The organism is Streptomyces sp. NPDC004788, assembly GCF_053601115.1.
This window is the reverse complement of the sequence record NZ_JBSGBF010000036.1, coordinates 64,069-77,507: the sequence shown is the minus strand read 5'-3', so window position 1 is coordinate 77,507 and position 13,439 is coordinate 64,069. Positions and strand designations below refer to the sequence as shown.

Here is a 13,439-nt window from a genome sequence, read left to right as displayed (position 1 = left end):
GGTACCGCCGGTGCCACCGCGCCCCGGACCCGACCCGCAGCCGCCACCCGCGCCGCGCCCGGAGCCGCACCCCCAGCATCATCTTGCGTCAACCCTTCGGTTGTCCCCGTGTAGTCGGGAACCACCATACGGCTGAGCGCCTTTCGGCCACATTGCCAGGACCCGGCAGCGAGGACGGGCCCGTCATTGCCGCCGGGACCTGGCGTCCGCCGCCTCCCGCCCGCACGCGTACGCCAGCGCGCTGATCAGCTCCTCCGCGTCGGGCAGCCAGCGGTTCGCCGCCGTGGGCTTACGGGCCCACTGCACCGCCCCGTACCCGCCGACCCGGGTCGGCGGCGCCGCCACGAAGTGCCCCTCGCCGCGCGTGACGAGGTCGATCGCGGACGGCACCCAGCCCAGCTTGCGCACCAGGTCCGGCACCTTGGCCGCGGCGCCGGGCAGCACGAAGAAGAACATCCGGCGGTCCGGCGTGCAGGTCACCGGGCCGAGCGTCAGCTCCATCCGCTCCATCCGGGCGAGCGCGAGGAAGCCGGCCGACTCCGACACCTCGATCGCGTCGAAGGTGCGCCCGGTCGGCAGCAGGATCGACGCCTTCGGCTGCTTCGACCACATCCGGCGGGCCCCGACGGCGCTGCCCGTCGCCTGCGTCGACCAGTCCGGCCTGGCCGGGTGCGCGCCGGGCGCCGGACACGCGTCCGCGCCGCAGGAGCAGCGCTCGCCGCCCTCGACCGGCTCCAGCCAGGTCCCGGGGAACACGTCCCAGTGCCGCTCTTCCGCGTACCGCACCGCGCTGTCCAGCAGCAGCTCGCCGCGCTGCTTGGGGATCTGTGCGGCTTCCGTGACTCCGATGGTCTCTTCCACGACGAGCTCAACTCCCGCCGTCACCTGGGGTTACGGGCGCGGCGCCCCGGCCGGGTGGCGCATCGATCCTGCATGCGGGGCGCACGGGTGCACGGACGGGGGCGCGCGGGGGCAGGTCGAGCGGGCGGGGGGTACGGAAGGGACGGGGGGCGTCGGTGACGTACCGCCGTACCGCGCGTGGGCGGGTGGGGCAGGGCGACCGACGTGTCCGGTTTCGCGTGTTCACATCTGCATTGACCGGATATCAGCCGGGCAGTGATCAGCCAGTCGATCACTTGGATCGCCTCGATCACGCTCATGCGCGGCCTCAGGGGGTAGCAATCATGGCAGCCAGGCCACTCGTCGCCCGCCAGCCCAACGAACGGCTGCAGGCGCTCATCCAGGAAGCCGGGTGCTCCAACGCCGGCCTCGCCCGCAGGGTCAACATGGTCGGCGCGGAGCGCGGCCTCGACCTGCGCTACGACAAGACGTCGGTGGCGCGCTGGCTGCGCGGGCAGCAGCCGCGCGGCCGGGCGCCGGGCATCATCGCCGAGGCCCTCGGCCGCAAGCTCGGCCGCACGGTCACCATCGACGAGGTCGGCATGGCCAACGGCCGCAACCTCGCCTCCGGCGTCGGCCTCCAGTTCGCGCCGACCGTGCTCGGGGCCATCGAGCAGGTCTGCGAGCTGTGGCGCAGCGACGTCGGCAGACGGGACTTCCTGTCCGCCTCGACGGTCGCCGCCTCCGCGCTCGTCGAGCCCAGCCGCGACTGGCTGATCACCGGCGCCGACCCGCAGGTCGCCCGGCACGCCGGGGCCCGGGTCGGGGCGTCGGACGTGGCGGCGGTACGGGCGATGACGGCCGCCCTGGTCGACCTGGACCGCAAGTTCGGCAGCGGGCACGTGCGCCCGGTGGTCGTCCACTACCTCAACAGCGTGGTGTCGGGCATGCTCTCCGGCTCCTACCGCGAGGCCGTCGGCCGCGAGCTGTTCGCCGCGGTCTCCCGGCTCACCGAACTCGCCGGCTACATGGCGGTCGACACCGGCCAGCCGGGACTCGCCCAGCGCTACTACATCCAGGCGCTGCGGCTCGCGCAGGCCGGCGGCGACCGGGCCTACGGCGGTTACGTGCTGGCCGCGTCGATGAGCCACCTCGCGGCCCAGCTCGGCAACCCACGGGAGATCGCGCAGCTCGCGCGGGCCGCGCAGGAGGGCGCGCGCGGGCAGGTGCCGCCGCGCGCGGAGGCGATGTTCCTCGCCGCCGAGGCCCGCGGGCACGCGCTGCTCGGCGACGCCCGTGCCTGCGAGCTGGTCGCGGGCCGGGCCGAGGAGGCCCTGCAGCGGGCCGACCCGGACGCCGGCGACGACCCGTCCTGGATCGCCCACTTCGACGAGGCGTACCTCGCGGACGAGCTGGCGCACTGCCACCGCGACCTGGGCCAGGGCCGGGAGGCGGCCCGGGCGGCCGAGCGGTCCCTGGCCGGCCACCCCGAGTCGCGGGTCCGGCGGCGGGCGATCGGCCTGGCGCTGCTCGCCTCGGCGCAGGTCCAGCAGCGCGAGGTCGAGGAGGCCTGCCGGACCGGCACCCGCGCCCTGGAGATGCTGGGCACGCTGCGGTCCTCGCGGGGCACGGAGTACCTGGGCGACCTGAAGGACCGCCTGGAGCCGTTCGCGGGGGAGGCGGTGGTGCGGGAGTTCGGGGCGCGGCTCGACCTGCACGCGGCGTAGGACACGCGCGGACGGCGCGGCGGACGACAGGGCGTACGAAAGGGCGTACGGCGCGGGGCCCGTCCGTACGTCACACCCGTACGTCACACCTGCGTCACACCGGGTCGGACGTGTGTGCGGCGGCCCGGGGGCACCCGGTAGCGTGAGCCGACGATTCCGTAGCCAGAGCAAGAACGCCCAGCAGTCCAGCACACAGGAGTCCCGGTGACGCACAGCGGACAGGGGCCGGAGCAGCAGTATCCGGCCGCTCAGCCCCTCCCCCCTGAGGTGACCCCTGGTGGCTCCTCGGACGCCCAGGCCACGCAGTACCTGCCGCCGGTCCCGGCGCAGCCGCCGGCCGCGCCGCCGCCGCAGCCCGGCTACGGCTATCCGCAGGCCGCCCCGCAGCAGCCGCAGCCGCAGCCGGGGTACGGCTACCCCGGCCCGGACTCCCAGGCCACGCAGTTCATCGCGCCGGTCGCGGACTCCCAGGCCACGCAGTACATCCCGCCGGTCGCCGCCGGGCCCGACGCCCAGGCGACCCAGTACCTGGCTCCCGTGCCGCCGCAGGCTCCGGTGCCGCCCCAGGCTCCGGTGCCGCCCCAGGTGCCGCAGGAGCGGCCGCCGCTCGCCGACTTCGACAACCTGTTCCGCAGCGAGACCCCGCAGCCCCCGGCCCCGCGGCCGGCCCAGCAGCCCGGTTACGGCTACCCGCAGGCGCCGCCGCCGCAGGCGACCGCGCAGTTCCAGCCGCCGCAGCCGCCGCCCCCGCAGCAGCAGTACGGCTACGAGGACGCGTACTACGACGACGAGCCCGAGCCGCCGCGCCGCAAGTCGCCCCTCGCGCTGATCGCGGGTGTCGTCGCGGGCTGCGCCGTGATCGGGCTCGCGGCGGGCGCGCTGCTCAGCGGCGGGGACGACGACAAGAAGGACACGGCCGGCGGCGGGCAGAACGTGGCCGCGAGCTCGGCCGCGCCCTCCGGCTCCGCGGGCGAGCCGAGCGAGCAGGCCGCCGACCCGGTGAAGGCCCAGGCGGAGGCCCTGGACAAGCTGCTCGCGGACAGCAACAACAGCCGCGACACGGTGATCCGCTCGGTCGGGAACATCCGGCAGTGCGAGGACCTCGACCAGGCCGCCACCGACCTGCGCGGCGCGGCCCAGCAGCGCCGCGAGCTCGTCACCCGGCTCCAGTCGCTCTCCGTGGACAAGCTGCCGAACAGCACGGCGCTGTCCGCCTCCCTCGTCAAGGCGTGGGAGGCGTCGGCCGCCGCCGACGCCCACTACGCGGCCTGGGCGGACCAGGCGAACGGCAACAAGAAGCTCTGCAAGGGCGGCCACGCCCGGCACACCGGCGAGACGAACGCGGGCGACAGCAAGAGCCTGGAGGCGACGGCCGCGAAGAAGACGGCGGCCGGGCTGTGGAACCCGACCGCCGAGAAGTACGGACTGACGAAGCGCAACTACACCCAGCTCTGACGGGGCCGGCGGACCTGGCCGCCAGGGGGTGTCCGGCGACCCTACGGCGCGGCCAGGACCGTCTCGCCGACGTCGACGAAGCCGGGCTTCTCCGCCACCAGGCGTCCGTCCCGTACGACCTGGAAGGTCACGTCGTGGTTGACGATGCGGGGGAAACCGGGGGCGCCGAGCAGGTCGTCGTACCGCCAGCGGAGCGGGGGCGTCAGGCCGCCGGTGTCGATCTTCGTGCCCTCGTCGAGCGCGTGCGAGAGCTGGAGTCCGGTGATCCTGTCGCTGTCGAGCGACTCGATGAGCTGCTTGAGGACCGTGTAGGCGATCCAGGTGGTCTGCACGCCCGTGTCGGTCGGGTCGACGCGGTTGTCGGCGAAGGCGTGCTCCTTGATCACCTTGCGCATCGGGTCCCACGCCTTGTCGTCGGCCTGCGGGTACCAGCCGGTGACGTAGGCGCCCTCGAAGGGGCTGTGCGGGCCGCCGGTGCGGTCGATGAGCGGCTGGTCGACGCTGCCGAGGACGGAGGAGATCCGGACGGAGCCGCTGCCGCTCCGCTTGGGCAGGCGCCGGAAGGAGTCGAAGAACGTCTGGGTGCGCTCGCCGAGCACGGCGGTGACGCAGCCCTCGTCGCCGCCCGCCCGGGCCCGGGCGCGGGTGGCCTGCTGGGTGTACTCGCCGGCGTCCTCGACGGCCGGGATGTCGACGGCGCTGCGGTGGTCGGCCTTGCGGAGCCCGGAGTTGAGCAGGTCGGGCAGCCGGTCGCCGGCGATGGTGTCCGGGCGGACCAGGGAGACCTTGCGGCAGCTCGCGGCGAGCTGCATGCCGTGGCCGGCGATGAGGGAGGCCACGCCGCCGTTGACGGGGTAGGAGAGCGGGCTGGTGAACTCGTCCTCGGAGATGCCGTAGCCGCCGATGTACGGGATGTCGGCGGCCTCCAGCGGGGCCATGAAGGCGTTGCCGTTCTGGCTGTACGAGCCGACGACGGCGACCGCGCCCTCGTGGACGGCCCGGCGGGCGCACGCGGCGGCGCCGGCGGTGGTGTTCTCTTCGTTGCAGGTGAGCACGCGGAGCTCGTGGCCGTTGATGCCGCCGTTGGCGTTGACCCAGCGGGCATAGGCCTTGGCCATGGCGGGCATGCCGGGCATGTTGGTGGCGCGGGTCTGGTCAGGAGCCCAGGTCATGACGGTGACGGGCTCCCTGGAGCCCCCCGTGGCCCCAGGGAGTACGCCGCAGCCGGTGAGCAGCGACGCTGCGGCCGCCGCTGTCGTGACGTACGCGATGAGGGAAGTGAGTCGCCTACCGGTCATGGGCATGCACACTTCCGCCTCACGGGTAACGCGGTGGTGAGCCTGATGCAACGGTGGGTGACGTCAAGGTGAATTGCAGGGGTCGGCCGAGGCCGGGAACCGCGCTGTCGGAGGGGGAACGTACGATCGAACGGTGTCCAGCTCCACGTCCCCTTCAGTGAACTCTTCCCGTCGCGGCCGTCGCTCCTCCACCATGGGCGGCATGCCGCTGAACGACATGCCGTGGTGGCGCTGGCGCGCGAACGTGCGCTCGGCGCTGCACATGCTCTCGGACCCGGGGTTCCACGAGACCGCCTGGCTGGCCGGCCAGGAGGGGTACGGGGACATCACCGACGCCGTGTACCGGCTGGTGGAGGACACCTGGCTGGACAACTGGTCCGCCGAGAAGTACGTGGGGACGATCTTCCGCGACTCCGGCGAGGCCGCGCTCGTCGACGTCGCCGTCCTGCGCGTGCTGCGGATCATGCACCAGGTCGGCGCGGACGCGCCGGTCTCCGCGTATCTGGAGCACCACGGCTGGCCGGAGGCGGTGCGGGCCGCGCGCGAGGCGCACATACGCATGGCGACGGCCGACGGGGACGACCCGGACGCGCCGCCGCGCTCGCTGGAGGTGCTGCGGATCATGACGCGGTCCGCCTGACGGACGGTCCGCCTGACGGACGGGGCGGCGTTCGCCGGCGCTCGCTGTGGCAGGCTAGGCAGATGACCGACCAGTACGTCCTCACCCTTTCCAGCCCCGACAAGCAGGGCATCGTGCACGCCGTGTCGAGCTACCTCTTCATCACGGGTTGCAACATCGAGGACAGCCAGCAGTTCGGAGACCGTGACACCGGTCTCTTCTTCATGCGGGTCCACTTCTCGGCCGAGGCCCCGGTCACGGTGGAGAAGCTGCGCGCGAGCTTCGCCGCGGTCGGCGACTCCTTCTCGATGGACTGGCAGATCAACCGGGCCGACGAGCGGATGCGCGTCGTGCTGATGGTGTCGAAGTTCGGCCACTGCCTGAACGACCTGCTGTTCCGCTCGCGGATCGGCGCCCTGCCGGTCGACATCGTCGCGGTGGTGTCCAACCACACCGACTTCGCCGAGCTGGTGGGCTCGTACGGGATCCCGTTCCGGCACATCCCGGTCACCAAGGACACCAAGGCGGCGGCCGAGGCGGAGCTCCTGGAGCTGGTCCGCGAGGAGCGCGTCGAGCTGGTCGTCCTCGCCCGTTACATGCAGGTCCTCTCCGACGACCTGTGCAAGCAGCTCTCCGGCCGGATCATCAACATCCACCACTCCTTCCTGCCGAGCTTCAAGGGCGCCAAGCCCTACCACCAGGCCCACGCCCGCGGCGTGAAGCTCATCGGCGCCACCGCCCACTACGTGACGGCCGACCTCGACGAGGGCCCGATCATCGAGCAGGAGGTCGAGCGGGTGGGCCACGAGGTCACGCCGGACCAGCTGGTCGCGATCGGGCGGGACGTGGAGTGCCAGGCGCTGGCGCGGGCCGTGAAGTGGCACGCGGAGCGTCGCATCCTGCTGAACGGGCGGCGCACCGTCGTCTTCGCGTAGCGCCGGGGCGGGGGCGGAGACGCCCTCGCCCGCTACATCCGGCTCAGCGACGCCGCCGCGAACAGCACGTCCCTGATCGCCTCGCGGTCGCCGTCCTGGCCCGCGGCCGCTTCCTCCGGCGGGATGTGGCCCGCGACGAGCTGGCAGAACTCGACGCCGTCCATGGCGACCTGGGCCACCGCGTGGTCCCGGGAGCCGAGGGCGGCGGGGGAGTCCAGGGCGATGAACCAGTGCCCGCCGCCCGCGCCCTCGATCTCCAGGTGGAGGGAGCGGCCCGGGGAGCCGGCCGTGACGAGTTCGCGGGGCGGGGCGGCCAGACCCGCGCGACGGCGCCCGGCGAGCGCGGCCGGGAGCTGACGGGCCGCGAGGTCGATCATGCGGTGCAGATGCGCGCCGCTGGGCGGCTCGTACGGATAGTCCACCGCCTCCGCGATGTCCCCGGCGTGCAGCCAGCACTCGAAGGCCCGCTCCAGGAGCGCGTCCCGCAGCGGCATCGCGAAGTCCCCGTAGGTCACGGTCAGGTCGGCGACGCCACGCCCGGCGAACGACACCGTGCGGATCAGGGTGTGGCCCTGCTCCCGCCACGGTTCGCGGATCGTACGGGTCGGCGGCCGGACCGCGGCGTTCCAGTACGCCTCGGTCCGCTCGGCCGGCGACAGTTCGCCGACGCCCTTGCCCAGCGGGTCGTCGAGCCCGAGCGACGCCGCCACCAGGCCGTCCACGGCGAGGAGATGGCCGATGACCCCGGCCACGGTCGTCTTCCGGTTCACCCGCCGCTCGCCCTCGAACCACTTGAGCCGCACCGGCGCGTGCCACTCCGCCTCGCCGATGTCGCGGAGCAGCGCGTCGAGCCGGGCGGTCTCCGCGTCGTAGGGGGTCGCCCACGCCGGCACCGGGATCCGGGCCGGGCGGCGGCCGAGACAGTTCTCCAGGACGCGGGAGCGCAGCAGCGGGTCCAGGTCCAGATCGCGCTCGGCGTGCAGCAGTCCGACGGCGTCGCGCAGCCGCAGCGCCTCCTCCGCGCACGGGGCGCACTCGGTGAGGTGCTCCTCGACCGCCCGGGTCTCGGCGGCCGAGCAGGCCGACAGCGCCCAGGCCCCGAGCAGGGACTTGAGCACCCGGTGCGGGAGTTCCGGTACGGGCTCCGCCTCGGCGGGTTCGGGGCTCGCCGGCTCCGGCTCGGGCTCCACCGGCCCGCTCGTCGTTACGAAGGGCGCCGTCAGGTCCGCGTGGTCGTCCGCCGCCGGGCGCGGGCCCGGTATCCACGGAGCGCGCGCGACCTCCTCGGGATCGTCGTTCGCCCCGCTCACAGCGCCCGTCCGTAGCCGCCGTGGCCGGGCGGCGACGAGCCTTCGAGCGGCCGCGTGTTGGCCGTCGAGAGCAGCTGGAGCCCGAGCCGCAGCCGACGCCGTGCCTCGTCCTCGGTCACCCCGAGGTCCGCGGCCGTCTGCCGGTAGTCCCGGCGCTGGAAGTACGCCAGCTCCAGGGCCTGCCGCAGCGGCGTCGGCATGGACGTCACGATGTAGTCGGCGCGGGCCGCGACCGAGGCCCGGCGCACCTTCTGCTCCAGCTCCTCCGCCGAGCCCTCGCCGCTCTCCGCGAAGGCGAGCGCCTCCGCCTGCCGCAGCCGGTGCACGGCCTGCCGCTGGGTGAGCCGGGCGACCCAGGCACGCATGTTGCCCTGCTTGGGGTCGTACGCGTCGGGGTTCTCCCAGATGTAGCCGAAGACCTCGCGGGTGACCTGGTCGGCCGCGTCGTCGTCGTCGAGCACCCGGTGGGCGAGGCTGTGCACGAGCGACGCGAACCTGTCGTAGAGCTCGCCGAGCGCGGCCGCCTCACCGCGCGCGAGCCGCTGCTGCATCCTGCGGTCCCAGCGCGGTGGTGTGTCCTTCGCCGCCATCCGAGGCCCTCCCGACAGCCCTTGCCCGACCCGAGTTCCTTCCCCAAAGTAATGTGCCCGACCCCCGGCACGCCCCTGTTTGCCACAAGTGCGCTCTTGACGCGCCGCGGGATGGTAAGGAAAGCGACAACCCTGGAGCCGGGGGTTTGGGAGCGGTGCGAACGGGCAGCGGGAGGGGACGGGAACGCCAGCCTCCGTTTGCTCCCCCTTCTGTGCCCTTGCCCCTTGCTTCGAAAGGCGCCGCTCGTGACGATCCAGGTCGACGAGGACGAGCAGGACCCATGGACCGTGCTGCACATCAGCGGGGAGCTTGATCTCGCGACCTCCCCGCTGATCCGCAGACGCCTCCACGCCGTCGTCGCCGTCGGCCGCCACGACGTGGTGCTCGACCTCTCCACCGTCCGCTTCTGCGACTCCAGCGGCGTCGGCGTCCTGGTCGCCGCCCGCCGCCTGATGCGCTCCTGCGGCGGCCGCCTCCGGCTGATCCTGCCCGCCCGCGGCGCCGAGGACGGGGCGCACGTGAACCGCGTCCTCGCCGCGCTCGGCGTGCGCCGCCTCTTCGAGGTGTACGCCGACGTGCCGGCCGCCCTCGACGACGCGGCCGAGCCGCTGTCCGCCTGACGACTGCTAGGACCGGGCCCCGTCCCCGTACCGCTCGCGCAGCTTGTACTTGAGCACCTTCCGCAGCGTCTCGTTGCGCGGCAGCGCGTCCACCACCTCCAGCTGTTCCGGCAGCTTGAAGACCGACAGGCCCGCCTTCCGCAGGAAGGCCGTGACCTCGGCCAGGGTCAGCGGCTCGGCGCCCGGGGGCTGTTCGACCACCGCGCAGACGCGCTCGCCGCGTTCGGGGTCGGGCAGTCCGATGACGGCGGCGTCGCCGACGCCCGGGTGCTCGTGCAGCAGGTCCTCGATCTCCTTGGCGGAGATGTTCTCCCCCTTGCGGATGATGATGTCCTTGATCCGCCCGGTGAGGACCAGGTGGCCGCTCGGCGTCAGGTGCCCCACGTCTCCCGTGACGAGGAAGCCGTCCTCGTCGAAGGCGGCCGCGGTCTGCGCCGGGTCGAGGTAGCCGCGGCAGACCGCCTCGCCGCGCAGCCGTACCTCGCCGTCGGCCGTGATCCGGATCTCCATGCCGGCGGGCGGGCGGCCCTCGGTCGTCGCCAGGTTCTCGGCGGTGTCGCCCGGGTCGCCCATGGTGATCATCGGGACCTCGGTCATGCCGTAGCCATGGGTGAGCTGGCAGCCCAGCTCGCGGACGACCGCGTGGTAGATCTCCGGCGGCTTGGGCGCGCCGCCGCCCGCGAGGAGGCGGAGCGTGGGGATGACCGGCTCGCCCGGCCGCTTGCGCTGCTCGGCCAGGAACATCGCGTAGAAGGCGGTGGACCCGCCGGCCACGGTGACGCCGTGCTTGCGGTACTCGTCGAGCGCCCCGGGCAGCGCGAACTGCTCGAACATGACCGCGGGGAAGCCGTAGAGCAGCAGCATCACCGTGTAGTCGGGCCCGGCGATGTGCGCGTACGGGAAGGCCATCGAGCCGACGTCCTCGGCGGTGAGGTGCAGCGCGTGGGCGAGGCAGGAGCCGCCCGCCAGCAGTGAACGGTCGGTGTGCAGCACGCCCTTGGGGTCCGAGGTCGTCCCCGAGGTCCAGTAGATCCAGCGGACGTCGGTGCCGGAGGCGGGCGGAGGCGGGAGCACGGCCGGGTCGCCGTCGGGCATGCCCTCGGGGTCGTACGCCTCGAAGATCCCGCGCGCCCCGAGCCGCCGGGCCATCGCGGTGTGGTCGAAACCGCGCCAGACGCCGGGCACGGCGAAGAACTCGGCGCCGGACTCGCGCAGCGCGAAGCCGACCTCCTTGTCCCGGTAGAAGGGGATGACCGGGGTCTGTACGGCGCCGAGGCGGGCGAGCGCGAAGGAGAGCACCGCGGTCTCGATCCGGGTCGGCAGCTGCCAGGCGACGACGGTCCCGGGCCGCACGCCCCTCCCGTACAGCCCGGCGGCCACCCGCTCGGCCCGGTCGCGCAGCTCGCCGAAGGTGAGGGTCCGGTCGCCCTGGAGGAACACGGGCCGGCCGGGCGTGAGGGCGGCGCGGCGCTCGACGAGCTCCCAGAGCGTGCGGGACGCGCCCAGGGCGTGTGCGGTCTCGGCCGCGGTCGGTGTCTCGGACTCGGGCATGCCCTACTCCTTTCGACTGACGGGTCGTCAGATCGTGCGGAGAGCGTAGAGGGACGGTCCTTGTCGGTCCAGATGCGCGGGGCTAGCCTGAAGGCGCGTCCGTATCTGACGGGTCATCAGAAACAGAGTGGCCCCGGCACCGGGAGTTGAGTCCATGACGGAACTGCCCCGCATCATCAGCGTCGACGACCACGTGATCGAGCCCGCGCACCTCTTCGCCACCTGGCTCCCCGCCCGCTACCGCGACCGCGGCCCGCAGCCCCTCACCGCCGGGATCGGCGAGCTCGCCTACGTCGGCGGCAAGTACCAGATCACGATGGATCCCGACGGGCCGCCCACCGACTGGTGGATCTACGAGGACCTGAAGTTCCCGTACAAGCGGAACATCGCCGCCGTCGGCTTCGACCGGGACGACATGACCCTGGAGGGCATCACCCGCGAGGAGATGCGCCGCGGCTGCTGGGACCCGGTCGCGCGGCTGAGGGACATGGACCTCAACCACGTCGAGGCGTCGCTCTGCTTCCCGACCTTCCCCCGCTTCTGCGGACAGACCTTCGCCGAGGCCAAGGACAAGGAGGTCGCGCTCGCCTGCGTGCGCGCCTACAACGACTGGATGGTCGAGGAGTGGTGCGGCGCCAGCGGCGGCCGGCTCGTCCCGCTGTGCATCATCCCGCTGTGGGACATCGACCTCGCCGTGGCCGAGATCCGGCGCAACGCGGCCCGCGGGGTCAGGGCCGTCACGTTCTCCGAGATCCCGACGCACCTCGGGCTCCCGTCGATCCACTCCGGCTACTGGGACCCGTTCTTCGCCGTCTGCCAGGAGACCGGGACCGTCGTCAACATGCACATCGGCTCGTCCTCGCAGATGCCGGCCGCCTCGCCCGACGCGCCACCCGCCGTCCAGGCCTCGCTCAGCTTCAACAACGCGATGGCGTCGATGATGGACTTCCTCTTCTCCGGGGTCCTGGTGAGGTTCCCGCGGCTGAAGCTCGCGTACAGCGAGGGCCAGATGGGCTGGATCCCGTACGCCCTCGAACGCGCCGACGACGTGTGGGAGGAGCACCGCGCCTGGGGCGGGGTGCGCGATCTGATCCCGGAGCCGCCGTCCACGTACTACTACCGGCAGATCTTCTGCTGCTTCTTCCGCGACAAGCACGGCATCGCCTCGCTGGACGTCGTCGGGCGGGACAACGCCACCTTCGAGACCGACTACCCGCACGTCGACTCGACCTTCCCGCACACCAAGGAGGTCGCGCTCGACCATGTGAAGGGCCTCGACGACGAGACCGTCTACAAGCTGATGCGCGGCAACGCCATCCGCATGCTCGGCCTGGACCTCGACCGGGACCGGCGCTGATGGAGCTCGCCTACACGGAGGAAGAGGAGGAGTTCCGGGCCGGGCTGAGGGACTGGCTCGCGCGGACCCTCCCCGCGCTGCCGCCGAAGCCCGACCCGCTCGACTGGCCGGCCCGGCGCGCGTACGACTGCGGCTGGCAGCGGCGGCTCTACGACGCGGGGTACGGGCACGTGCACTGGGACGCCTCGCCGACGCAGCGGCTGATCTTCCTGGAGGAGACCGAACGGGCCGGCGCCCCGTACGTCGGCGCCAACTTCGTGGGCCTCCTCCACGCGGGACCCACCATCGCCGCCGAGGGCACCGCCGGGCAGCGGGCCCGCTGGCTGGAGCCGGTCCTGCGCGGCGACGAGGTGTGGTGCCAGGGCTTCAGCGAGCCCGACGCCGGGTCCGACCTGGCGTCGCTCCGGACGAAGGCCGTCCGGGACGGCGACCACTACGTCGTCACCGGCCAGAAGATATGGACCTCGCACGCCGAGATAGCCGACTGGTGCGAACTCCTGGTGCGGACGGACCCCGACGCGCCGAAGCACCGCGGCATCACCTGGCTCGCGATGCCCATGTCCGCGCCCGGGATCACGGTCCGGCCGCTGCGCACGCTCGCCGGGTCGGCGGAGTTCGCCGAGGTGTTCCTCGACGAGGTGCGGGTGCCCGTCTCCCACCGCGTCGGCGCGGAGAACGACGGCTGGCGGGTCACCATGGTCACCCTCTCCTTCGAGCGCGGCACCGCCTTCGTCGGCGAGGTCGTCGCCTGCCGCCGGGTCCTCGGCGAACTCGCCCGCACGGCCCGCAAGAACGGCCGCTGGGACGATCCCGTCCTGCGCCGCCGGCTCGGGCGGCTCGGCGCCGAGTTCCAGGCGCTGTGGCGGCTCACCCAGTGGAACGTCAGCGAGGCGCAGGCCACCGGCGGCGTCCCCGGCGTCGGCGGCTCCGTCTTCAAACTGCGCTACTCGCACGCCCGCCAGGAGCTGTACGACACGGCCGCCGCCGTCCTCGGGCCCGACGCGCTCGACCTGGCGCGCGACTGGAACCTCGACCGGCTGTCCTCGCTCTCGTACACGATCGCCGCGGGCACCTCGCAGATCCAGCAGAACATCGTCGCCGAGCGCATCCTCGGCCTGCCGAAGGGCCGGTGAACC

12 protein-coding genes are annotated in these 13,439 nt (G+C 73.1%); 7 read left to right on the top strand and 5 right to left on the bottom strand.

Annotation, left to right across the window (positions count from 1 at the left end; translation table 11 throughout):
- Positions 1 to 183 precede the first annotated feature (183 nt).
- Entirely contained in the window at positions 184 to 861 is a 678-nt protein-coding gene (locus tag ACWEJX_RS18270; protein WP_451608448.1) for a bifunctional DNA primase/polymerase, read from the bottom strand.
- Positions 862 to 1,184: 323 nt separating this feature from the next.
- Between ACWEJX_RS18270 and ACWEJX_RS18265 the strand changes: the two genes are divergently transcribed.
- Positions 1,185 to 2,567, top strand: coding sequence for a transcriptional regulator (locus ACWEJX_RS18265; RefSeq protein WP_451608447.1), 1,383 nt, complete (start codon positions 1,185 to 1,187; stop codon positions 2,565 to 2,567).
- A 204-nt stretch (positions 2,568 to 2,771) separates the two neighbouring features.
- Positions 2,772 to 4,022: a hypothetical protein gene (locus tag ACWEJX_RS18260; RefSeq protein ID WP_451608446.1), complete on the top strand. Its 1,251-nt coding sequence runs from the start codon at positions 2,772 to 2,774 to the stop codon at positions 4,020 to 4,022.
- Between the two features lie 41 nt (positions 4,023 to 4,063).
- On the opposite strand, the gene ACWEJX_RS18255 is transcribed toward ACWEJX_RS18260, so the two are convergent.
- Complete coding sequence (locus tag ACWEJX_RS18255) at positions 4,064 to 5,320, bottom strand: ABC transporter substrate-binding protein (protein ID WP_451608445.1); 1,257 nt, start codon at positions 5,318 to 5,320, stop codon at positions 4,064 to 4,066.
- Between the two features lie 193 nt (positions 5,321 to 5,513).
- Here ACWEJX_RS18255 and ACWEJX_RS18250 point away from each other — a divergent pair, with 193 nt between their 5' ends.
- Positions 5,514 to 5,960 (top strand): SCO4402 family protein, encoded by a 447-nt coding sequence (locus ACWEJX_RS18250; protein WP_403796407.1) that lies wholly within the window; start codon positions 5,514 to 5,516, stop codon positions 5,958 to 5,960.
- Positions 5,961 to 6,022: 62 nt separating this feature from the next.
- Complete coding sequence (gene purU / locus ACWEJX_RS18245; protein WP_451608444.1) at positions 6,023 to 6,874, top strand: formyltetrahydrofolate deformylase; 852 nt, start codon at positions 6,023 to 6,025, stop codon at positions 6,872 to 6,874.
- 32 nt (positions 6,875 to 6,906) lie between these two features.
- Here purU and ACWEJX_RS18240 read toward each other — a convergent pair whose 3' ends face one another.
- On the bottom strand, positions 6,907 to 8,184 hold the full coding sequence (locus ACWEJX_RS18240) for a zf-HC2 domain-containing protein (protein ID WP_451608443.1): 1,278 nt from the start codon (positions 8,182 to 8,184) through the stop codon (positions 6,907 to 6,909).
- Complete coding sequence (locus ACWEJX_RS18235; protein WP_451608442.1) at positions 8,181 to 8,774, bottom strand: sigma-70 family RNA polymerase sigma factor; 594 nt, start codon at positions 8,772 to 8,774, stop codon at positions 8,181 to 8,183. The genes ACWEJX_RS18240 and ACWEJX_RS18235 overlap by 4 nt, the downstream gene beginning before the upstream one ends.
- Before the next feature lie 246 nt (positions 8,775 to 9,020).
- On the opposite strand from ACWEJX_RS18235, the gene ACWEJX_RS18230 reads away from it, so the two are divergent.
- Complete coding sequence (locus tag ACWEJX_RS18230) at positions 9,021 to 9,395, top strand: STAS domain-containing protein (RefSeq protein WP_451608441.1); 375 nt, start codon at positions 9,021 to 9,023, stop codon at positions 9,393 to 9,395.
- Positions 9,396 to 9,401: 6 nt separating this feature from the next.
- On the opposite strand, the gene ACWEJX_RS18225 is transcribed toward ACWEJX_RS18230, so the two are convergent.
- Positions 9,402 to 10,946, bottom strand: a complete 1,545-nt coding sequence (locus ACWEJX_RS18225; protein WP_451608440.1) for a class I adenylate-forming enzyme family protein — start codon at positions 10,944 to 10,946, stop codon at positions 9,402 to 9,404.
- A 154-nt stretch (positions 10,947 to 11,100) separates the two neighbouring features.
- Here ACWEJX_RS18225 and ACWEJX_RS18220 point away from each other — a divergent pair, with 154 nt between their 5' ends.
- Complete coding sequence (locus ACWEJX_RS18220; RefSeq protein WP_451608439.1) at positions 11,101 to 12,303, top strand: amidohydrolase family protein; 1,203 nt, start codon at positions 11,101 to 11,103, stop codon at positions 12,301 to 12,303.
- On the top strand, positions 12,303 to 13,436 hold the full coding sequence (locus ACWEJX_RS18215; RefSeq protein WP_451608438.1) for an acyl-CoA dehydrogenase family protein: 1,134 nt from the start codon (positions 12,303 to 12,305) through the stop codon (positions 13,434 to 13,436). Before ACWEJX_RS18220 ends, ACWEJX_RS18215 begins: the two co-directional genes overlap by 1 nt.
- Positions 13,437 to 13,439: the final 3 nt, after the last annotated feature.

What these genes read in the sequence shown, in the direction of transcription:
- ACWEJX_RS18255 (WP_451608445.1), bottom strand. Translation starts at nt 5,320, where the DNA reads ATGACCGGTAGGCGACTCACTTCCCTCATCGCGTACGTCACGACAGCG.
- ACWEJX_RS18215 (WP_451608438.1), top strand. Translation starts at nt 12,303, where the DNA reads ATGGAGCTCGCCTACACGGAGGAAGAGGAGGAGTTCCGGGCCGGGCTG.
- ACWEJX_RS18265 (WP_451608447.1), top strand. Translation starts at nt 1,185, where the DNA reads ATGGCAGCCAGGCCACTCGTCGCCCGCCAGCCCAACGAACGGCTGCAG.
- ACWEJX_RS18220 (WP_451608439.1), top strand. Translation starts at nt 11,101, where the DNA reads ATGACGGAACTGCCCCGCATCATCAGCGTCGACGACCACGTGATCGAG.
- ACWEJX_RS18250 (WP_403796407.1), top strand. Translation starts at nt 5,514, where the DNA reads ATGGGCGGCATGCCGCTGAACGACATGCCGTGGTGGCGCTGGCGCGCG.
- purU (WP_451608444.1), top strand. Translation starts at nt 6,023, where the DNA reads ATGACCGACCAGTACGTCCTCACCCTTTCCAGCCCCGACAAGCAGGGC.
- ACWEJX_RS18225 (WP_451608440.1), bottom strand. Translation starts at nt 10,946, where the DNA reads ATGCCCGAGTCCGAGACACCGACCGCGGCCGAGACCGCACACGCCCTG.
- ACWEJX_RS18235 (WP_451608442.1), bottom strand. Translation starts at nt 8,774, where the DNA reads ATGGCGGCGAAGGACACACCACCGCGCTGGGACCGCAGGATGCAGCAG.